This window comes from Pseudoalteromonas sp. SR41-1, from assembly GCF_014164015.1.
Lineage (GTDB): Bacteria > Pseudomonadota > Gammaproteobacteria > Enterobacterales > Alteromonadaceae > Pseudoalteromonas > Pseudoalteromonas distincta.
Map to the genome: position 1 here is coordinate 147,579 of NZ_JACJEK010000006.1, position 19,605 is coordinate 167,183.

At 37.2% G+C, this 19,605-nt stretch carries 22 protein-coding genes; 7 read left to right on the forward strand and 15 right to left on the reverse strand.

Annotation, left to right across the window (positions count from 1 at the left end; translation table 11 throughout):
* Nucleotides 1–4: 4 nt before the first annotated feature.
* Both H5118_RS06885 and H5118_RS06890 read right to left on the reverse strand, forming a co-directional pair.
* On the reverse strand, nt 5–1,204 hold the full coding sequence (locus H5118_RS06885; RefSeq protein WP_182748288.1) for a sodium:proton antiporter: 1,200 nt from the start codon (nt 1,202–1,204) through the stop codon (nt 5–7).
* Nucleotides 1,204–2,415 carry a tyrosine-type recombinase/integrase gene (locus H5118_RS06890; RefSeq protein ID WP_182748290.1) on the reverse strand — a complete coding sequence of 404 codons (1,212 nt, stop codon included), beginning with the start codon at nt 2,413–2,415 and terminating at the stop codon, nt 1,204–1,206. The genes H5118_RS06885 and H5118_RS06890 overlap by 1 nt, the downstream gene beginning before the upstream one ends.
* A 149-nt stretch (nt 2,416–2,564) precedes the next feature.
* On the opposite strand from H5118_RS06890, the gene H5118_RS06895 reads away from it, so the two are divergent.
* Together H5118_RS06895 and H5118_RS06900 are read left to right on the forward strand one after the other, a co-directional pair.
* Nucleotides 2,565–3,128: a YSC84-related protein gene (locus tag H5118_RS06895; RefSeq protein ID WP_149614959.1), complete on the forward strand. Its 564-nt coding sequence runs from the start codon at nt 2,565–2,567 to the stop codon at nt 3,126–3,128.
* 410 nt (nt 3,129–3,538) lie between these two features.
* The gene (locus H5118_RS06900; RefSeq protein WP_182694867.1) at nt 3,539–4,000 is read left to right on the forward strand and encodes a hypothetical protein; all 462 of its coding nucleotides are present in this window, start codon (nt 3,539–3,541) and stop codon (nt 3,998–4,000) included.
* 147 nt (nt 4,001–4,147) lie between these two features.
* Here H5118_RS06900 and H5118_RS06905 read toward each other — a convergent pair whose 3' ends face one another.
* From H5118_RS06905 to H5118_RS06920, 4 genes are all read right to left on the reverse strand, one after another.
* Nucleotides 4,148–5,191, reverse strand: a complete 1,044-nt coding sequence (locus tag H5118_RS06905) for a patatin-like phospholipase family protein (protein ID WP_182748292.1) — start codon at nt 5,189–5,191, stop codon at nt 4,148–4,150.
* 126 nt (nt 5,192–5,317) lie between these two features.
* On the reverse strand, nt 5,318–6,724 hold the full coding sequence (locus tag H5118_RS06910) for a sodium:alanine symporter family protein (protein WP_076924661.1): 1,407 nt from the start codon (nt 6,722–6,724) through the stop codon (nt 5,318–5,320).
* A gap of 121 nt (nt 6,725–6,845) precedes the next feature.
* Nucleotides 6,846–7,757: a citrulline utilization hydrolase CtlX gene (gene ctlX / locus H5118_RS06915; RefSeq protein ID WP_182748294.1), complete on the reverse strand. Its 912-nt coding sequence runs from the start codon at nt 7,755–7,757 to the stop codon at nt 6,846–6,848.
* The gene (locus tag H5118_RS06920; RefSeq protein WP_182748296.1) at nt 7,754–8,827 is read right to left on the reverse strand and encodes an ornithine cyclodeaminase; all 1,074 of its coding nucleotides are present in this window, start codon (nt 8,825–8,827) and stop codon (nt 7,754–7,756) included. The genes ctlX and H5118_RS06920 overlap by 4 nt, the downstream gene beginning before the upstream one ends.
* A 172-nt stretch (nt 8,828–8,999) precedes the next feature.
* Between H5118_RS06920 and H5118_RS06925 the strand changes: the two genes are divergently transcribed.
* The gene (locus tag H5118_RS06925; RefSeq protein ID WP_182694871.1) at nt 9,000–9,431 is read left to right on the forward strand and encodes an Lrp/AsnC family transcriptional regulator; all 432 of its coding nucleotides are present in this window, start codon (nt 9,000–9,002) and stop codon (nt 9,429–9,431) included.
* A gap of 200 nt (nt 9,432–9,631) precedes the next feature.
* Here the strand turns inward: H5118_RS06925 and H5118_RS06930 are convergent, their stop codons facing one another.
* From H5118_RS06930 to H5118_RS06940, 3 genes are all read right to left on the reverse strand, one after another.
* Complete coding sequence (locus H5118_RS06930) at nt 9,632–10,645, reverse strand: patatin family protein (protein WP_182692592.1); 1,014 nt, start codon at nt 10,643–10,645, stop codon at nt 9,632–9,634.
* Between the two features lie 283 nt (nt 10,646–10,928).
* Nucleotides 10,929–11,918, reverse strand: coding sequence for an LLM class flavin-dependent oxidoreductase (locus tag H5118_RS06935; protein WP_024597585.1), 990 nt, complete (start codon nt 11,916–11,918; stop codon nt 10,929–10,931).
* A 141-nt stretch (nt 11,919–12,059) separates the two neighbouring features.
* Nucleotides 12,060–12,803 carry a siderophore-interacting protein gene (locus H5118_RS06940; protein ID WP_024597584.1) on the reverse strand — a complete coding sequence of 248 codons (744 nt, stop codon included), beginning with the start codon at nt 12,801–12,803 and terminating at the stop codon, nt 12,060–12,062.
* Nucleotides 12,804–13,097: 294 nt separating this feature from the next.
* On the opposite strand from H5118_RS06940, the gene H5118_RS06945 reads away from it, so the two are divergent.
* The 3 genes from H5118_RS06945 to H5118_RS06955 all read left to right on the forward strand — a co-directional run bounded on the left by H5118_RS06945 (nt 13,098) and on the right by H5118_RS06955 (nt 15,259).
* A complete protein-coding gene (locus H5118_RS06945; protein ID WP_004334811.1) occupies nt 13,098–13,517 on the forward strand; it encodes a MarR family winged helix-turn-helix transcriptional regulator in 420 nt (139 codons plus the stop codon).
* A gap of 81 nt (nt 13,518–13,598) precedes the next feature.
* A complete protein-coding gene (locus H5118_RS06950) occupies nt 13,599–14,012 on the forward strand; it encodes a S24 family peptidase (protein WP_004334808.1) in 414 nt (137 codons plus the stop codon).
* Nucleotides 14,000–15,259, forward strand: a complete 1,260-nt coding sequence (locus H5118_RS06955) for a Y-family DNA polymerase (RefSeq protein WP_024597582.1) — start codon at nt 14,000–14,002, stop codon at nt 15,257–15,259. The genes H5118_RS06950 and H5118_RS06955 overlap by 13 nt, the downstream gene beginning before the upstream one ends.
* 20 nt (nt 15,260–15,279) lie before the next feature.
* Here the strand turns inward: H5118_RS06955 and H5118_RS06960 are convergent, their stop codons facing one another.
* The 5 genes from H5118_RS06960 to H5118_RS06980 form a co-directional block, all read right to left on the reverse strand.
* Complete coding sequence (locus tag H5118_RS06960; RefSeq protein WP_004334802.1) at nt 15,280–15,741, reverse strand: hypothetical protein; 462 nt, start codon at nt 15,739–15,741, stop codon at nt 15,280–15,282.
* A 439-nt stretch (nt 15,742–16,180) separates the two neighbouring features.
* A complete protein-coding gene (locus H5118_RS06965) occupies nt 16,181–16,699 on the reverse strand; it encodes a DUF4240 domain-containing protein (RefSeq protein ID WP_024608120.1) in 519 nt (172 codons plus the stop codon).
* Nucleotides 16,699–16,890 carry a YwbE family protein gene (locus H5118_RS06970; RefSeq protein WP_004334795.1) on the reverse strand — a complete coding sequence of 64 codons (192 nt, stop codon included), beginning with the start codon at nt 16,888–16,890 and terminating at the stop codon, nt 16,699–16,701. Before H5118_RS06970 ends, H5118_RS06965 begins: the two co-directional genes overlap by 1 nt.
* A gap of 68 nt (nt 16,891–16,958) precedes the next feature.
* On the reverse strand, nt 16,959–17,240 hold the full coding sequence (locus H5118_RS06975) for a hypothetical protein (protein WP_182748298.1): 282 nt from the start codon (nt 17,238–17,240) through the stop codon (nt 16,959–16,961).
* A 15-nt stretch (nt 17,241–17,255) separates the two neighbouring features.
* On the reverse strand, nt 17,256–17,468 hold the full coding sequence (locus H5118_RS06980) for a hypothetical protein (protein ID WP_004334789.1): 213 nt from the start codon (nt 17,466–17,468) through the stop codon (nt 17,256–17,258).
* A gap of 100 nt (nt 17,469–17,568) precedes the next feature.
* Between H5118_RS06980 and H5118_RS06985 the strand changes: the two genes are divergently transcribed.
* Nucleotides 17,569–18,375 carry an ion transporter gene (locus H5118_RS06985; RefSeq protein WP_182748300.1) on the forward strand — a complete coding sequence of 269 codons (807 nt, stop codon included), beginning with the start codon at nt 17,569–17,571 and terminating at the stop codon, nt 18,373–18,375.
* Nucleotides 18,376–18,458: 83 nt separating this feature from the next.
* Here H5118_RS06985 and H5118_RS06990 read toward each other — a convergent pair whose 3' ends face one another.
* The gene (locus tag H5118_RS06990) at nt 18,459–19,589 is read right to left on the reverse strand and encodes a DUF748 domain-containing protein (RefSeq protein ID WP_182748301.1); all 1,131 of its coding nucleotides are present in this window, start codon (nt 19,587–19,589) and stop codon (nt 18,459–18,461) included.
* Nucleotides 19,590–19,605 lie beyond the last annotated feature (16 nt).

Sequence of the window (19,605 nt, forward strand, 5' to 3'; positions counted from 1 at the left end):
AAAGCTATTTAGATTTTTTAGCGAAACTGTCTGCAATTGGCTTTGTACTTATACCATGAATAAATACACTAAACAAAATAGTCGTCATTGCTATTGTCGCTATTTGATATTTGTTTTCTATTTGCGTATCAATCACCATCAATGTAAAAACAATTGATGCTAATCCTCTTGGTCCAAACCACGCAAATGTAAAACGCTCTTTAATATTCAATGCCGTAAACTGCAGTGACAACATAACAGGAATTATTCTAATCAATGTTGTACTTAACAAAGCGTAAATTATAATTTCAGTATTTAATTTCGGAATAACTAAGTAAGCACAAACAAACCCGAACAAGCACCAAATCATTAGCGATGTAAAATCTGCAATGTGTTCTGAGTCTTCAATTAATTCTGTTCTAACTTCTTCAGTCGAAAATTTATCAAATAATAAACCTGCAATAAACACCGCAATAAATCCACTGCCATGAAAATACTGAGTGACAGAAAACACAGCCATGGCAAAACCGAGTAATAAAAATGGACTGGTATTTTGTGCAAAGTAATGACGTTTCATTGCAAAGTTTAAACTCGGTATAAAAACAACAATGCTTGTAATGGCTATTAATAAAGCCAAGCCAAGCTCTCGGCCAAACACACTTAATGTTTGTGTTGCAGTAATAGCTGAGTCAGGGTTTTTAGCGAGTAATATAAATATTAAAAATATAGGTACGCATAATCCATCGTTCAAACCACTTTCAGTATTTATTCCTTCGCGTATTTTTTCAGGCACTTGTGTACTTGCTAGTAACCCTTTACTTAAAGCTGCATCGGTAGGCGTTAAAATAATTGCGAGCAACGCCGCTTGAATAACTGAAAGCTCAGCAAAGAAAAATAAAGCAACAGCAATACCAAGTAACAAAGTTAAGGGTAGGGCAACAAACAACAGTAAACTAGGATACTGAAAACTATGTCTTAAAACACTTAGCTTTGATTTAGCTGCATCAGAAAATAAAAATATACTTAGCGTAAGCTCTATAAATGGTAATAAAAGATCAACACCTTCTTTTATTTTATCCCCTTCGTTGGGTAGCACTAAAGCTAAACATATTCCCCCAACAACAAAAAACATTGGGCCTGTTACTTCTGTTTTTTCTAACTGGCGAAGTGTTAAAGAATAAATTAAAAATAGTCCGCCTATAAATGCTATTACTAAATACTCCATTAAATTTTCCTTTTAAGTCCTGATTTTGCTCGCTCTTTAATATTTGTTTGAATATAAATTTGATCGGTAGTCGCAATTTTAGAATGGCCTAAATCTTCTGATAAATGTTTAAGCGGTCTGGTTTGCGCATCATGTGTAGCACCAGTATGGCGAAGCCAATGCGCAGTTGCAGCGCCAAGTTGTTCAGCGTCATCTTTAAAACCATCATCAAGTAATGATTGCTGAGCATAATCAAAACTTTGTTGAACTAAACGCCTAATTTGCCTTACGGTCATACCACCTTGACCGCGAATTTTATGAACTAACGGCTCAGATTCATCAACCCGAGGAAGGGCAGGTAGACCTCGATATAATCTGTATCGTTTTAAATATTCAACAAAATCATAACTTAAGGTTACATCTCGTAATTTATTACCTTTACCCATTATACGTAAAAACCAAAATCCATCATTATCTTGCCAAAAATGAGACATTACCGGCGACCATTGTGGGCGCTCAGATAATTCTGAAATTCGTAAATAAAGACCTTTTAAGCAGGCAAGCGTAAATAAGTTTCGCTCTAAATCAGGGTTATGTTCGCATAAATCACGAGTTACACCAAAAACGTATTCCCATTGAATATCACTTAATGTATCAGGAATTTGAATTTGTGATTGAACAACTAAGTACGGACTATTTTTTTTAACAACAGGGACAAAGTTCGCGAATGTTTTTTCTTCGAGTAGGGCAAACTTATAAAATACATTTAAGGCAGTAAACATGGCCGATAAAGTTTGTTGGCTGGCAGTTGATTCTTTTAGCATAAAAGGGCGCCAATTTTGGTTTAATCGACGAATTCCTTGCTCATCTTTATAACGCCATTGCACTGAAGTTGCAGCCCATTCTTTATCAGGTTCAACCATAAAATCAATGTAAGCTTCAATATCTTCACGTTTTAAATCGAATACTGATTTTTCTGCTATTAACCACGACCATAAATAAAAGCGTTCAAGCTCATTTCGAAAACGGCTATAAGTCGCTTCTGATTTTCTGCCATAAACATATAAAAACTGATATAAGAATGTCAGATCGGCTTTTGATTCAGTTACAGTCAAGCCAACTTCCTGTATAAAGGATGCAAGTTCTGGGTATTCTGAATTTAGAGTACCGTCATCTAGATGGGCAATTTGATATCTTAATTGTTTTAACGTATCAACCAAAGCAACAAGCATAATGTATTAATATTCAATTAAATAATAGGCTTACAGAATAACGTTAAAGTCCGATACTGTCTAGTATTGGACATAGTAAAGCTCTAATTATTTTAATACTGTGATTATTCTATGGTTGTTGGTTGCTATATCTTATTAAGGAAAACATTATGAAAAAACTAATTATACTAAGCGTACTTGCATTAACTGTTGCGTTAACTGGGTGTGCTACTACAGGTAGTGCATCACCAAGCGAAAAACGTGCACTTGTACAAAGTATGAAAACAAATACATTAGATAAATTATACGCTGAAAAACCTGATGTTAAAAAACAAATTGCTAATTCGGCTGGTTACGCTGTTTTTGATAACGCGAACGTAAATGTAGTTTTAGCCAGTTTTGGTGGCGGTTACGGCGTAGTTAAAAATAACCTCACAGGTAAATCGACTTACATGAATATGGGTGAAGCCGGTTTAGGACTTGGTTTAGGGGTTAAAGATTTTAACGTTGTAATGGTTTTTCATAATCAAGCTGCACTAAATAGATTTATTGAACATGGTTGGGCTTTTGGCGGAAACGCTGATGCAGCAGCTAAATATGAAGATAAAGGCGGTGCATTGGTTGCCGAAGCGATTGCAGATCAAGTAACTGTATATTCTGTAACCGAAAATGGCCTTGCACTACAAGCTGTATTAAAAGGCACTAAGTTTTGGGTTGATTCAGAGCTTAATTAACCTCCAAATTACTCTCCTAAAAGCGAGCTGGTTTGTATAATCACGCTCGCTTTATTAAAACCCATGTAATTTAACATAACGTAATTTATGGGTAATCAGCTATCGGCTAAAATAATCTAACGTTTATAAAACCCAATATACAATGCTTATCATCCTCTCTTCATTGTTTAATGAATATCAGAAAAGATATATAAAATATTTAAAGCACAAAATAAAACTTAGAACATTTATTTATCTAACCTACAAAGCCAGCTTTTAAATATAATTGGTGAAATATCTTAAAGAACAGGAAGTTAATAAAAACTTTAGTTTAAGTGACTGCACGGTCAATTAAAGCACTGATTTATAAGTCTTTTTATTTGTTTTCTTTCTGATATGATAGACTAAATAAATAAACAAGGATAAAGAAAATGCCTATCAACACGATAGATAACTTAACACTCATTGTATCCCTGGTCTCAGCTTTTATAGCTATAGCTATGTTTGTAATTGCGTCCATTCAAACTCGAATACAAAAACGTAATCTTAATTTAGCTCTTTTTAATAGCAGATATAAAGTTTATATAGATTCACAGAAGCTATATCAAGAGTATACTAATGGATATATTTCTGACATTACTTTTAGCCACTTTATTGCTTCATTTCATGCTTCAGAATTACTATTTCCATCAAAATCTGGAATTTATAAATTTCTAGATAAAGTACATGAATGTGCAGTATCTTTTAATGGTACTAAAAGAGCAATGCAAAGCACTGATGAACCAACTGTCCTAGAAATGATTTATGAATACAATAGAGAAGCTAGTTCTAATTTAAATTGTTTTTTAAAAGAGCTAACCAAGTTAATGAAGCCTTATATTAAAATTCATTAGTAACAAAAGACAAACTATATTGCTTTACAGTATTCTTAAGCGTTAGCAATAAGGGCTTTCGCCCTTTTCTTTAATATTAGTACCGTAATATTTAAATTATCAATTAACCACCAGACATAGAACGTCATTACTTGATAGATTAGATCATCAAATTATTTTCAATTCAACATTTTCTCTATTGAGTTTTCTGTCAAAATCATCAGCTAACTTCTCGGTCTCACTAAACACGGTATTCCAATATTTTATACGCGTGTCTGCATCAAGATCGGTAAAGTCATTTCTGTCTGGAATTTTTCCGTACGGTAAGCTTGCTATAAATTCTTTTGATGGAGTGATCATTACCACATTATCGTAATTAAGTGGTGATACTTTACGTTTTAAATTTTTATCGAACCACCCTGCTTTTGGCTCACTATTAAAATGCGGATATAAAATTAAGCCTGGGTTATTAATTTTTAAATCAAAGTGGTAATCAATTATTCCGCCATCGCGATATATTCCTTGCGGCGAGCCTTCAATATTTTTTATGCCTTGCATAACAAGTGGTATTGAACCCGATGCAAGTAACGCGTCTTTTAAATTATTTTGAGTAAGCGCTATGCTTTGCGTTTTAAAATTGTAGGTGTCGGTAATTGATAAGTCACTTGTTGCTGGGCCAAATATAAAGCGCTCATACTGTGAGCCTAATAATTTTCGGTTAACGCGGTTTAACATATAACTTTTTGACAAGCCCATAAGTTGTATAAGTTTATTTTCGCTGGCAATAAAGCCATTCGATTTTGCTACTATAAAGTGCGCTTTAAATATTGGGTTATTTATAATTTCGGTTACGCCGTTATCGCCAAAAACATCTTCAAGTAATGCGCGCGCTTTTATTGTGATTTCACTTGGTGTAGGTTTATTACTTGAATATCGCGTTTGCGAATACGATTTTGCTAAGCGCTCAATCGCAGCAACAGGATCGTTTTGTGCAAAACACGAAGAGCGAAAAGCGCCAGCAGATGAGCCAATTAAATTAAGTGGTTGGGTACGGCTTTTAAAAAATTCACCAAAAATATATTTATCTAAGCCAAATAATGTAAACCATTTAGGACCGCCACTTGCACCTAAAAAAGAGGTAAAAAGTTCAGGTTTAAAGCCCTGTTCGTTAATAATTTTAGCCGCTGTTTTCCCTGCGTGAATCTCGATCATCTAAAAAATTGTGCCTTTATTTTGGTTGCTATAGTTTTCTTACAATACTGAAAGTGAATATTTATGCAAATTAAAAAGCGACTTTATATTGCCATAAAACCGCTTTTTGTAGTTAAGTGTGCTGAATTAGTCCCAAATGCCGTCTTCGCATTTACCCTGTACTTTTACATCTTTTACTTTAAATTCGGGCTCTAAACCTTTGTCTCTTTGTGCGTGGTAATCGCTCGTAACAGACAAAATAGTCGGCGTTAACAGTATAATAGCGATAACGTTAACCACTGTCATTAACCCTAAGGCAATATCGGCTAAATCCCAGACTTCTTTTAATGTGGCCGATGCGCCCCACAACATCATTGATAAATAAAGCAAAGTGTAAATGCCGCGCCCTACTTTGTTGTCGAGCTTAAATAAGTGCAAGTTGCTCTCTGCATAGGCGTAGTTTGCCACTACCGATGTAAAAGCAAATAAGGTTATAGCGGCTGCTACAAAGTAAACACCACCTTGTGCTAAATGAGCGGTCATCGCGCTTTGTGTTAAACGAATGCCTTCCATTTCACCGCTTATGTCTATATCGGCTAATAAAATGATCACCGCGGTACAGCTACACAGTACTATTGTATCGAAAAATACGCCTAGCATTTGTATGTAACCTTGCGTTACAGGGTGATTAGGTATTGGGCTGGCACTTGCTGAAGCATGCGGCACACTACCTGCACCGGCCTCATTAGAATATAAACCACGTTGAATACCGTTTTTAATGGCAGCGCCCATTGCACCGGCGCCTGCTTCTTGTAAACCAAACGCTGATAAAAATATATCTTTAAGCATGGCGGGTACTTGCGTGAAATTTATAATAGTAATAATTACGGCAGCAAGTACAAACACAATGCCCATTATTGGCACAACACGCTCTGCAAATCGGGCAATTGCTTTAAAGCCACCGAGTATAATTGAGCCGGCTAGTACGGTAATGACCAGGCCTGAATAAAATGTAGGAACTTCAAACGCGTAGTTAAGTGCGTCTGTAATTGTGTTAGTTTGCATTGCGCTAAACGTAAAGCCGTAACCTAAAAACAAACACGCAGCAAACACAATTGCAAACGCCCGGCTACCCAAACCTTGTTGAATATAATACGCAGGGCCCCCTCTAAACTCGCCGCCACTATCGCGCACTTTATATACTTGCCCAAGTACACTTTCGGCAAAGCCTGTAGCCATACCCAATATGGCTATTACCCACATCCAAAATATTGCACCGCTGCCGCCAAGTGAAATTGCCACAGCCACACCGGCTAAATTACCAGTGCCTACTCGTGCGCAAAGCCCTGTACACAATGCTTGGAATGATGAAATGTCGTCTTTTTTACATTTGCTACTGCCTTTTAAAAGGCTAAACATATGTTTAAATTTAAGTATTTGAATTGCTTTTAGTCGTACTGAAAACCATATCCCTGTAAACAAGAGTATATAAATAAGTACCTGACCTTCTCCCCACAAAAGGTTGTTTACGCTTTTGACGACGGTATCGAACATTGCTAATTCCTTCTTATATTTTTTATATTAATACCCTTTTTTGGGTATAACGGCATTTGCTTACGACATCGACTAAAAATTTAATGTAAATAAGGCAGCTAAGCTGCCTTAAAACTATACATTATTTATTTTGCAAATGAACTCCTGCAATCATGCACCTAACTGAGCCACCAGCCGACTCAATAGTAGGTATAGGTAATGGCACAAGCTTAGCCGTTTTTTGTATAACTGTTATTTTCTCAGGTGTAAGTGCATTAAACGCAGTTTGCGATAAGGCTAAAATACGACCATTTTTACCTTGTAGTTCAATAGCATTGCCACAAAAGTTATTAATTTGCTCAAGCGTTAAATCGATAACTTGATGATGGCTTTTCAAAAAATGTTTAGCTAACTGTGCACGTTGTTCAATTGGCACCATATTTAAACTGATCATTACAAATTTTGTAGCAATACACATTAAAACATTAGTGTGATAAACCGCAGTTCCTTGCTCGTCATATGCGTTAAACACTATGGGTGATAGTTTTAATTGCTCACATATTGTATTAACCACCGACTTGGTAGTTCTTTTTGATTCTACCGCGTAAGCGAGTTTATTTTGATGATCGATAACCAGTGAACCAGTGCCTTCAAGAAATGAATTTTCTTTCGATAAAAATGAATAATCAGTCACTGAAGACACTTTATAGTGATCCGTTAAAAAATCAATAATATCTTTTCGATATTCTAACCTTCTGTTTTCTACAAACATTGGATAGATTATTAATTGGCCACTTTGATGAGTTGAAAACCAATTGTTAGGAAAAACTGAATCGGGAGTGTGTGTTTGCTCATCTTCAAAAAGGTGAACTGTTACCCCTTCATTTTTTAATATTTGTACGGCATTAGTCACTTCTTTAAATGCTTGTTCACTTTGATTTTGTGCTAAGCATTCACTTTGAAATGCGTTATCGAGCATTGTGTGTGGGTTAGATGTAAAGTGATGTGGCCTTACCATCACTACAGCATTGGGGGCTTGGTTTACGTGGCTCATGCTACGTGCTCTTGTGCTGATGTTTGCTCTGTATTAAGTACCGAAAACAAGTTGCGCGGATCGGCTTGCTGTGTAATTAAATCGAGCAATGTAAATTCACCGCTTTTAATAAGTTGCTCGCGTATAAATACAAGCGCTGTAAAGTCTTCGCTCGCAAAGCCTACACCATCAAAAATAGTTAATTCGTCTTGGCTAGTACGGCCAAGCGATTGCTTATTAACGACTTTATGAAACTCAGTTACAACAAAGCTTTCACTCATTTGTTGTATTTCGCCCTCTATTCGAGTTTGTGGCTCGTACTCTACAAATACATTAGCGCGCTCGAGTAATTTAGCATCTAACTCTGTTTTACCTGGGCAATCGCCACCTATGGCATTAATGTGCACACCTTGTGGGATCATGTCGTTTGTTAAAATTGTAGCATTGGTTTTATCGGCAGTGCAGGTTGTAATAACGTGCGCACCTTGCACAGCTTCCTGTGCGCTATTACAAATAGTTACGTTTAACCCGTAAGCACTTAAATTAGTAAATGCTTTTTTAGACGCGTTTGCATCTATATCGTATAAACGAATATGTGTTATGCCCAATACAGCTTTAAATGCCAGTGCCTGAAACTCAGACTGTGCCCCATTACCAATTAAAGTAAGGGTTGTTGAGTTTTTAGGTGCTAAATATTTAGCTACCATTGCAGAAGTTGCGGCTGTACGTAGTGCTGTTAGTAAACACATTTCGCTTATCATAACCGGATAGCCACTATCTACATCGGCTAAAATACCAAATGCAGCGACTGTTTGAAGTTCTCTAAAGGTGTTTTTTGGGTGACCATTTACATATTTACAGCTGAACATTTGGCCATCACTCACAGGCATTAGCTCTATTACACCCTCTGGTGAGTGTGCTGCATAGCGAGGTGACTTATCAAACTCAGTCCAACGGGCAAAGTCGGTTTCTAATTTATGTGTTAGATCTAGCAAAACGTTTTCGACCCCTAAGCTATTTATAAGCTTAACCATTGCCTGAACGCTAACAAATGGAACGCCTTGTTTTGGCTGTGCTATAAAATGACTCATGCTGAAACCTCTTGAATAAATGTATTAGTTAATTTAAAACAAGTTTAGCGAGGCTATGTGCTATTTAATATGGCAATTAATTACACAAATAGTACTAATTTTTATCATTTTGCTATGCAGTTATGTACAATTTATGTATTTTGGTCAGTAACTTCTTTTAAAGGTTTGATTTATGACTCCTTATATTTATGACTCTCTTGATAATGCTTTAATAGCTGAATTACGAAAAGACGGCCGCGCTTCGGTTTCAGCTTTAGCCGGTTCTTTAAATGTATCACGCGGGACAGTTCAAAATAGGTTAGACAGATTAGTTAGCTCAGGCGCAATATTAGGGTTTACTGTACGCGTTCACGAACACATAGAAACAGAAGCTGTGCGCGCAATTATGATGATAGAAGTCGTTGGTAAATCTACCTCACAAGTAATTAAAACAATGCGCGGAATACCCGAGCTTATAAAATTACACACCACCAATGGTGCATGGGATTTAGTTGCAGAACTACAAGCTGGAAATTTAAGTGAGTTTGATGGAGTGCTAAGGCAAGTACGCGAAATTGACGGTATTTTAAATAGTGAAACAAGCATATTACTTTCATCAACTTAAGTTATTTTTAATATTTAAAAGAATACTTAAATGACACCCATTTATAATGTTTTAAGTATTCACAAGGCACTTCCAATTAGAATCCAGGGGTTAATAAATGTACAAATTAGGGTGGGTGTCATTTAAATAAAAGGCATTTAAATGAATAATACTGCAACTTTAAGTCGCAGTATTATTCATGATTTGGGTATCCGATTGGCTTAATTGTAACGATACTCGCTTTGTGAGTAATTATGCGTATTGCTGATCTCAAATTGGCTTTGCTGCGCTAAATAAGATCGACCTGCAGCTAAGCCTAATTTATGATCAAAACGTAAATCGTTATTAGAACTACCTAATAATTTGCTATGCAGTTTTTCGTTTGCAAAAATTTGGATTATTTCTACATCATCTGGTGGATTTGCAATAAACTCAAGCTCATCTAAATAAGCCTTCTCGTGCTGTATTAAGTAGTCTAATGTTTTTGGACAATAGCCCGATGCTATAGCAAATGTTCTTAGCTTTTGTACCCATGCAGATTGCGCTTGAAAATTAGCGTCAACCGTTCTTATTACAACAATTTTACGAGCACCTCGGTTGTAAGCCTCACGCACGGGGAGTGGAGCGGCTAAACCGCCGTCTAGATAAAAATCGCTCTGTGCTTGCTCTTCAACAATATGTGTTTCATTCGCTGCTTTTGCGTTTAACCAAGGTGTTAACTTTACACCTTGTTTGTATAAAAACGGAAGTGCGCTAGAAGCCTTTAACAAATCACGCCATTGACCACTATCACCTGTAGGCGATAAGTAATAAGCTTTTCTGTCTCGTGCATTTGTGGCTGTTATAAGTAGTTCACGCTCACCTAAACTAGTTTTCGCTGTTTTGAAATCTATAGCTCTGTTTACTTCAGTGGTTTTGTCAAAGTACCAATCTAAATCAACTATATGCTTACCCACTAATCCGCGACCAAGCTGAAAAAAACGCTTATTACGCGAAAGCCCTCTGATCAGGCGTTTAGCGTAGCCTTTTTGGCGCGCTAAGTAGCTAGTTAAGTTTTGCGAACCCGCTGAAGTACCAATGAATAAATCAAAAGGGTCATAGCTTTGCTCTAACCAAGCATCAAGTACGCCAGCTGTGAATATCCCTCGCTGCCCGCCACCTTCAGCAATCAGAGCAACTTTTGGCTGCGCTGTTTTGTTAACTGAATTAGCTGTTGCGGTGTTTAGAGAGTTCACGGTGTACCTGCCTTTAATTTTATGATGTCTGGTTTAATAGCTACATTATAAAAAACAAAAGTGATATCTTAAAATTGATTGTTTAAATCAGTTCAATTGAAAAAACAGAACGGTATATAAAGCAAAATATTTACTGAAAATAGCAATCAAATTTACTTTGAATATTTAAATAACAAATACAGACATCACTTAAAGTTAATAAAATGAGTTAAAAAAGTTTAACTTTTGATGATGTCTGTATATTAACAAGCCCAGAGTGTACGCTTGCTTAACTAACTATATTTTAGTGTTTTATTTCCATTAAAATTTCGAGTGCACGGTGGCGTTTTTCACTATCGAATACATCATTGGTAAATATAAACTCATCAACTTCTAGCTGTTTAGCTATCATCTCTAACTTGTGTTTAATACTTACATGTCCGCCTACTACGCTTAGACTTAAAAAGTTCTCTACATGAGCGCGTTCTTGTTCGCTCCACAACCCGTCCATGCTTTCAACAGGCGGTTTTAGCCACAGCTCATTACCGCGTATAAGTTCGAGTACACGTTGCTTAGAAGTAGTCGATAAATATTGCGCTTCATCGTCGGTATCTGCAGCCACTAAAGGCAGTGCAAGCATTACGTATGGCTTATCAAGTACGCTTGATGCTTTAAATTCGCGCTTATACAACGCTATTGCATCGTGCACAAAGCGCGGTGCAAAATGCCCTGCAAATACATACGGTAACCCTTTTTGCGCCGCTAGTTGCGCGCTAAATAAACTCGAGCCTAATAACCAAATCGGAACGTTTGTGTCCTCCCCCGGTATAGCACGTATAAGGTGCGTACCATTGTAAGGACCTAACAATGTTTGCAGTTCAGTTACCTCACCTGGGAAATTTTCTGCGCGGCTCATATCGTTGTTTAATGCACGACTCGTTACAGGATCGCTACCTGGGGCACGCCCTAGCCCTAAATCTATTCGCCCTGGATATAAGCTCTCTAATGTACCAAATTGTTCAGCAACAACTAATGGGGAGTGGTTTGGCAGCATAATACCGCCTGACCCAACGCGTATCTTTTTGGTATTACCTGCAATGTGACCAACCAAAATTGAAGTGGCCGCACAAATTATACCTGGCATATTATGATGCTCAGCAAGCCAAAAACGGTTAAAGCCAAGCTCATCAGCACGTTGAGCGTATTTAGTACTTTTATGAAGAGTGTTAGTAACGCTGTCCCCTTTGATCATGGGGGCAAGTTCTAATAACGAAAAAGGAATGGAATTTAACAAAATAGCAGCTCCTAAAAATGCATGCTAACAATGTATTACATCATTAGCATAAAACACTTAAATGGGTCTCCTATTAGGTCAATTCAAGCTACGCAGTGGTATTAGAGCAAAATAGGTATATGTTATTTTGCTCTAAGGTATTCAAGCAAGCTGTGCATCACGTTGGCGCAGCTTTTTATAGCCTTCTGAATCCACGCCTTTTTTCCAATACCCTGAGGAAACAATATTACCGCGTGGTATATTAAATTGCTCTGTTAACAATGTCTTTGCTTTACGCACAAGCCCAGCTTCCAATGCCATAAATACAATGGGAGGCTCTGCTGTAATGTGCAAATTTTGAAGCGCGCTTAGTAGCACTTCGTCAGCGTTGTCGGTAACAAGCCAATTAATATCGCGGCTTGTTTCTAAATCAATAATGTCTTGCTCAGTGGGCGCATGTACAAAAGCATCAATTTTTGAAGTTAAAGGTAATTGCTGCGCATACCCCTTTATTGCATTTACCGATGTTAAATCCCCTAGCAACACATAATGCGAATGCCCATAATTATCTAGCTTTTTAGGGCCTGGGCCTGCAATACCTACCTCATCACCTACTTTTGCAATTTTAGCCCAGTCAGTTGCCGGACCTTGGTGCATATTTATAACAAAATCAAGTGTTAACGCGCCTGTTTGTGCATCTACATGCCTTATTGTGTAAGATCGCATACACGCTGTTTTTAAGTTAAAATCTACTTCACCATTTTTTGGGATCAGTACTTTTACATAGTTACCAATGTGCTGTGAGGTTAAGTCGTTAAAATCATCAGAGCCTACAACAATGCGTTGTAGGTGTGGTGTGATTTGCTGCGTACTTAATATGTTAGCTTTGCGAATTTGTTTACCCATGCATTACCTCGTTTTACAAAACTTGGACTTTAATACCAACTTGCATAAATCTTTGATCAATTTAACGAATTAAATTTCATAATAACGTTGTTAAAATTTTTTATTTAGAACAACTAGATACAAAAATTTTAGCCTAGTTCTAGCGTAATTTTCTTAACCTTAAATAGACCCCATATATAAGCAGATTGGTATAATAATTGTCTGCTATAAAAGCAGACATTGCACAACGCCCCATTGGTTGATAAAATCAACTATAACAAATTGATTGACTTTGTCAACTACATTGAGAGTTTTATGAATACACCTTTATCAAATACGCTGTTTGAATTGATGCAAAATTACCGCGTCACAATTCGTGAAGCAATTAACGCAGGCGAACTTGGTATTAATGCTATGCACGTACGCTGCATACATATTATTGCGAACGTAAATAACTGTACGGCTAACGATATTGTTACTAAAACGCAGCGCGACAAAGCGCAAATAGCACGTTTAATTAAAGATCTTATTGGCTTAAATTTAATAAATAAACAGGCAAGTGAGCACGATAAGCGCTGCTTTATTTTGTCGCTCACAGAGCAAGGTAAAGTTCTTTTTGATAAGTTATTAGCCTCAGAGCAGAAAATAAATAATCAAATGTGTAAAAACTTAAACCCTCAGCAAATCAAAGACTTTTTAGATATCGCACAGCAAATGATCAAAAATATGGATTGATCGGTTATACATTTCTTGGCATAACTTACACAAAACGCATATACTGTACACTTATACAGTATATGCGTTTTAGGTTGTGTTATGTTTGTAATTCCCATTTATATAGAAGCAGGCGTGTGTGGTTTTGAATCGCCCGCAGCGCAGTACACCGAGCTAGGTGTAACCCTTGATGAGCTTTTAATAAAGCACCCAAATGCTACCTTTATTGGCCTAGCATCGGGTAACTCTATGCAAGAAGTCGGAATTTTTGAAGGGGACTTATTAGTTATCGACCGTGCAGAGCCTGCAGAAAATGGTGACGTTATTGTTGCTAACTTAAATGGTCTTTTTGTATGCAAACTGCTTGATAAAACCAATGCGCGGCTGCTTTCAGCGTCTTCTTTACATAAGCCTGTACAACTCACCTCTGCAGACGAGTTTCAGCTCGAAGGCGTAGTAACGCTATCAATAAGAATGCACAGGCAAAGCCCAGAGTTACTAAAATGTATGCCTTAGTTGATGCTGTGTCATTTTATGCCAGTGCCGAAAAAGTATTCGACCCTGCTATTCGATCAAAACCCGTGGTTGTACTTACCAATAACGATGGCTGTGTATGCGCTATTTGCCCTATTGCTCGGCGCTTAAATATTCCTAAATTTGGCCCGTACTTTAAAGTTAAGCATTTACTTGAGCAAAACAACGTTGTTATTCGCTCTAGCAATTACGAGCTTTATGCTGATTTAAGCGACAAAATGATGAATATCATCGCTCGCTTTTGCGATACACAGCACATATACAGTATTGATGAATCGTTTTTGCACTTTGATGGCTACACATCATTAATTAAAGACTGGCATGAATACGGTCATACAATAAGGCGCACAGTATGGCGCGAAACAAAGCTACCTGTAGGTGTTGGTTTTGGCCCGACCCCTACTTTAGCAAAAGCCGCTAACCATGCCGCTAAAAAGCTCAGTGGTTTTAATGGTGTAGCAGTAATAAATAGCGAACAAACTCGCCAAGCTATTTTACAAAGAATGAGCTGCGAAGATGTGTGGGGGATAGGCCGGCGGCTAGCTAAAAAACTTAAAATAATGAATATACACACCGCCTGGGATCTTGCTCAGCAAAACCCTAGAGCAATGCGCCGTGCATTTAGTGTGGTTGTTGAACGCACAGTAAGCGAGCTTAACGGGATAACATGTTTAAACTGGGATGATGTACGACAAGATAAGCGGGAGATTTATTCAACCCGTAGTTTTGGAGAGCGCATATGTGAGCCAACAGCACTTAAAACAGCGCTAATTAACCATGTAACCACAGTGGCTAATAAACTAAGAGCGCAACACTCGCTCACTCACCAGCTTTATATTTTTGCAGCCAGTGGCGCGCACGAAAATAAATATTATAAAAAGTCTTTTGTGTATAAGTTCCCCTCACCCACTAACGACACCTGCGTGATGGCTAATGCTGTATCTGAGGTATTTAATAAGATTTACCAACCCGGTATACGGTTTTATAAGTGTGGTGTGGGCGCGGTAGAGCTAATATCAGAACAGTTTCAGCAAAATGACTTATTTAATAAAAGCCCTGATAATCCAAAACTTATGCAATGCTTAGACACAATTAACAATCGATACGGAAAAGGAATGCTAAGCCTTGCAAGTAGTAAATTAAATGACCGGTGGCACATGAACCGTGATTTTTTATCGCCGCAGTACACTACGCGTTGGCGCGATATCCCTAAAATATACTGCGAATGATTTGCTACTTACTAGATGCTTTATTTACTCTCATCTGCTTTTTTAAATGTGCACTCTACATTGGGTTCGCTCAATGTGTATTTGAGTGTGTTATCAGCTAAAAATTTGATACTTTGACTGATTGTTTTTTCGTTTGCTGGGCTTTCACAACGGCTCATTCTTAAGCCGTTTTCAAGGCCATCACTTTTATATTTAAGCGTGCTGGTTATAAAGCAAAAGTTTGGTTTTTTAATGGTTCGGGTACCATTGTGGAGCGATCCAAATACAATTTGCTCACCAAGTTTAAAACCAGCACTTAAATCACTTTCATCTGTCAAACTCAAATTGCTGTTAACGCATAACCCTGAGTTGCTCGACACAACTTCGTAGGCTCCCAATTTTGACTTTAAAAGCGGTATAAATCGTGTTTTATTACTCGGCTCAGAAAAAGCATTTGCACTTGTAAAAGCGACAGTTAATAAAGCGAGTGTTAAATATTTCATTTCGTGGGTGTATCCTCGTGAGTCAGCGTGTTAAATAATAGCAAAATGCCTAATCACTTAGCTTTTATAACTTTTAACAACTATAACAGAGATTTACTATAAAAGGAGAGAAGTCGTATTCAGGAACCAAGACGCGAGCAGCTAAGGGAGCTTTGCTCGACTATTACTAATTCTTACATGTGTGTAAGCCAGTAAGATAACGCAAGAGCAATTACCGAGCTTATTAGGTTACAAACCTCGTGCCGCGAATAAATCCCTTAGATTGAACACATTTAAATCCACAAAGATTCATCCTAGATACTGCATTACAAACCATTTTGCTGTTAAGTACTTTAGTTAATACGTACTTAAACAACAAAACGATTTATATCAATGCGCTTACTTGTAGGGAAATTAAACTCATTAAATTGTTTAAATAGCGCACAAATTACTATTTATTTTATTGCCAGTACTTTGCAAATAATAAAGGGTAGCTTTGCTTTAAAAACTTAGGTTTGTCTTTAAAACGTTTGCCTTTGGGTTCATCGCTGCCTGATGGAATAAACGGTAATTCGTCTTCGCTGCGTTCTTCAAATAATAAACCGGCTATTAAATCATACTCATCAATATACGGGTAAGGCTGCTCATTTAAGTAATAAACAGGTGTACACTGCGCTAACGAATCAGCATTTTCTAAAGCGTTTTCGAAAACTGTTTTACCACGCGAAATTAACCAACATCTAAACTCGCTAAAACCGTAATCGTCGTTACATCCAGCCATCACAAAGGCGGCACCAAACAAATCCCAGGTAAAACACTTGCGCATATGTATGCCAAAGTGTTTATCAAAATCAATAAGGTGCTGATCGCTTAAATCAGTCAGTTTAGTTTTTAGGTTATCGCTCACACTTTGCGGATCGAGCCCTAAATCAGGCGTTGTTACTAAATCCCAAAAAGCCTGCTCTGTTAATGTTGCCATTATAAAATCTCTTTTACTCGGCCAACTTGACCATCTTCTAAACGTACTTTGATACCGTGTGGGTGATTTGGTGATTTTGTTAAAAGGCGCTCAACCACACCCTCAGTTAATGTGCCGCTGCGTTGATCTTCTTTTAATACAATATTTACTGTGGTACCTGGTGAGATTTGCGAACGCGAAGGAACAGCCATAATTTAAACCCTAAAAATAATTTATCTAATTATAACGTCCATGTGATGTCATACCAACTAAACCGCTGTTAATTGGCTAAAAATGAGATGTGTGCTGGTTTTGCGTTCAACTTAATAGCTGCTAGCTGGCTAAGTATAATCTGCGTTAACTCATCAAGTTGCGGTTTTGCATCTTCACGGGCTACCTCATCAATAAAGTAACATTGTACTTTTAACGTGTTTACTTCGTTATTTAAATCAACTGTATGCGTTAGATAATCAAAACCAATTACCATTTCTTTTATTGCTTCGCATGCATTAGTAAGCGCTAAGCGAATTTTCTTATCGCGCTGTTTTTGAGTTTTAGTCATAAATATAAAGGTTACTTATTTAGTCTGGGCTTGTTGCTGTTTTTTAAACTCTTCGTAATTAGAGTCTTGTTTATCTAGGCATTCGTAATATTCTTTGTCAGCTTTATAGTTACACTCATCAAGGCGCGCCGATTGTAATTCATGAAAACGTGCATCAGAGCTGCAACCAGCCAAAACACATGATCCAATAATAAGTAATGCGCTGCTTTTTAGTTTATTGATAAACATTAAATTTCCTTACACTTTCTATATCGAAAAAGCGTTAAATTATTACGATACTATTGTATATTAGCGCCATAAAATCTTAATATCCAAAGGATCTATTACTATGATGTCGCAGTTACAAAAGTTGTTTCAGCGTATAGACAAAAGCAAGATATTTCAATCATTTGTTATAGCTGTAATTATTGTTTCTGCCCTTACAGTAGGTGCACACACTTACTCACTACATCCTACCGTAGAGCTTGCTCTAAATTGGATGGATGTTGGCATTACTGCATTCTTTTTAATTGAACTAATAATTCGCTTTGTTGCAAGCAAAGGAATTAAAGACTTCTTTTCTAAGGGATGGAATATATTTGACACTATCATAGTATTGGGCAGTTTATACCCTGCTGCTGGCTCTACAATGTTAATAGCTAGGCTGTTGCGCATATTTAGAGTGTTACGATTGGTTTCGATGATCCCAGAGCTGCGCTTATTGGTTAACTCATTGCTTAAAGCCATTCCACAAATGGGTTATATAGCCCTATTAATGTTTGTTATTTTTTATATATACGCTGCAATGGGTAGCATGATGTTTGCTGAAATCAATCCCGTACTTTGGCAAGACGTCTCAATATCAATGCTTACCTTGTTTAGAATAGCAACGTTTGAAGATTGGACCGACATAATGTACGAAACAATGGCGGTGTACGAATTAAGCTGGATATATTACCTTACGTTTATATTCTTAACTGCATTTGTATTTTTAAACATGATGGTAGGTGCGATTTTAGAAGTAATGAGTGAGGAGCACCGAAATGCCCGAGAAGAGCTTGCGGATAACGATTCTCTACCTGCAACACAAGGTCAGGTAAATGAGCTACAAGTTCAAATTGCAGAGCTTAAAGCGCTATTAAGTAAAGACGAATAGAAATATCTAAACTAAGTAACACCAACATCAATGATGTTGGTGTTACTTTGAGTTAAACGTTTAATTTGGGATATTTAAATACATTAATTACTTTTATTACTTAAAGATTCATCACTCTTTGGATCTTCAAAAGAAATAACATTATCCACTTTCATTTTAAACGCATCAAAAAAAGCATTTTTTAAAACCGAAATAACGGCTTGGAAAGTCGAAACATCCGTATTATCTAATTGCCCCTCTATAGGAATGCGTGCAGCAACAAGCTTAGACTCATCGTTTTCAAGTATAGAGCCCAGTAAATCTACACTGCCTTCAAATATAGCAGTAAAGATGCCGTCATCATCTTTTTCTATATCTTCTCGCCAAGAAAATACACTCAGGTTTTGAACACCCGCTTTTACATAACCATCTAAGTTATTATCTTTAGCCACAAGTTCCATTGCGCCATCAATCCCCCCCGCTTCAATATCAAACGGTGTATACACTTTAAATACAGTGTCGAGATTTTTAACTGAGAAGCGCTGCACCTCTGCGTTAAAATCAAAATTAGCATGTTTACTAAAAGGGTCTAGTTTGCCATCAAGTTTTAATGCGGCCTCCCCCATTAACGCCCCCTCTACGTTTAGACTAGTCACAAGTGTTTTTGATAGGTTTTGCGCATTCGTTATATTTTCAATTTTGGCATTAATATTTGATATAAAAGTAGGTTTTTCACCGCTATTGGTTGAGTTAACTAAGGTTAACTTGCCTTGCTCAATTATTAAGGTATCAATAGAAAACAGTACTAAGTCATTCGCCAGCCCCACCCAAGTGGTTTCATCTTTTACTTGTTGATTTTGCTCAGAAGCATTGGGGTCTTTATCGTAAATAACTATCTCAGGACGCGTAAAAGCCATATTTGTGACTAAATTCCCTTTTAAAAGGGCTGACCACGCAAGTGAAAAATCGAGAGTTTGAATACTCAGTAAAGGCTTAGGAGCTGAAGTTGCATCAACAGCGTAAATTTCAACGTCGTCAATCGCGTAGGCACCGCGATATAAAAACAAATCTACATCACCAACATGCCCCGTAACACCTTGCGTATGTTTTAGCTGATAATTTACATACTGCTGAAGCGCATAAGGTGCGGCTATTCTGGCAATAATAAGGACTAATAAAATAACCGCTAATGAGTTAAACCATTTGCTATGAAATACATTAGAAACCGAGCTCATTGTAATTTCCTTTACC

Bases quoted from the DNA above. Each gene is read 5' to 3' on its own strand.
- H5118_RS06885 (WP_182748288.1), bottom strand. From the start codon at position 1,204: ATGGAGTATTTAGTAATAGCATTTATAGGCGGACTATTTTTAATTTAT.
- H5118_RS06890 (WP_182748290.1), bottom strand. From the start codon at position 2,415: ATGCTTGTTGCTTTGGTTGATACGTTAAAACAATTAAGATATCAAATT.
- H5118_RS06895 (WP_149614959.1), top strand. From the start codon at position 2,565: ATGAAAAAACTAATTATACTAAGCGTACTTGCATTAACTGTTGCGTTA.
- H5118_RS06900 (WP_182694867.1), top strand. From the start codon at position 3,539: ATGCCTATCAACACGATAGATAACTTAACACTCATTGTATCCCTGGTC.
- H5118_RS06905 (WP_182748292.1), bottom strand. From the start codon at position 5,191: ATGATCGAGATTCACGCAGGGAAAACAGCGGCTAAAATTATTAACGAA.
- H5118_RS06910 (WP_076924661.1), bottom strand. From the start codon at position 6,724: ATGTTCGATACCGTCGTCAAAAGCGTAAACAACCTTTTGTGGGGAGAA.
- ctlX (WP_182748294.1), bottom strand. From the start codon at position 7,757: ATGAGCCACGTAAACCAAGCCCCCAATGCTGTAGTGATGGTAAGGCCA.
- H5118_RS06920 (WP_182748296.1), bottom strand. From the start codon at position 8,827: ATGAGTCATTTTATAGCACAGCCAAAACAAGGCGTTCCATTTGTTAGC.
- H5118_RS06925 (WP_182694871.1), top strand. From the start codon at position 9,000: ATGACTCCTTATATTTATGACTCTCTTGATAATGCTTTAATAGCTGAA.
- H5118_RS06940 (WP_024597584.1), bottom strand. From the start codon at position 12,803: ATGGGTAAACAAATTCGCAAAGCTAACATATTAAGTACGCAGCAAATC.
- H5118_RS06945 (WP_004334811.1), top strand. From the start codon at position 13,098: ATGAATACACCTTTATCAAATACGCTGTTTGAATTGATGCAAAATTAC.
- H5118_RS06950 (WP_004334808.1), top strand. From the start codon at position 13,599: ATGTTTGTAATTCCCATTTATATAGAAGCAGGCGTGTGTGGTTTTGAA.
- H5118_RS06955 (WP_024597582.1), top strand. From the start codon at position 14,000: ATGTATGCCTTAGTTGATGCTGTGTCATTTTATGCCAGTGCCGAAAAA.
- H5118_RS06960 (WP_004334802.1), bottom strand. From the start codon at position 15,741: ATGAAATATTTAACACTCGCTTTATTAACTGTCGCTTTTACAAGTGCA.
- H5118_RS06965 (WP_024608120.1), bottom strand. From the start codon at position 16,699: ATGGCAACATTAACAGAGCAGGCTTTTTGGGATTTAGTAACAACGCCT.
- H5118_RS06970 (WP_004334795.1), bottom strand. From the start codon at position 16,890: ATGGCTGTTCCTTCGCGTTCGCAAATCTCACCAGGTACCACAGTAAAT.
- H5118_RS06975 (WP_182748298.1), bottom strand. From the start codon at position 17,240: ATGACTAAAACTCAAAAACAGCGCGATAAGAAAATTCGCTTAGCGCTT.
- H5118_RS06980 (WP_004334789.1), bottom strand. From the start codon at position 17,468: ATGTTTATCAATAAACTAAAAAGCAGCGCATTACTTATTATTGGATCA.
- H5118_RS06985 (WP_182748300.1), top strand. From the start codon at position 17,569: ATGATGTCGCAGTTACAAAAGTTGTTTCAGCGTATAGACAAAAGCAAG.
- H5118_RS06990 (WP_182748301.1), bottom strand. From the start codon at position 19,589: ATGAGCTCGGTTTCTAATGTATTTCATAGCAAATGGTTTAACTCATTA.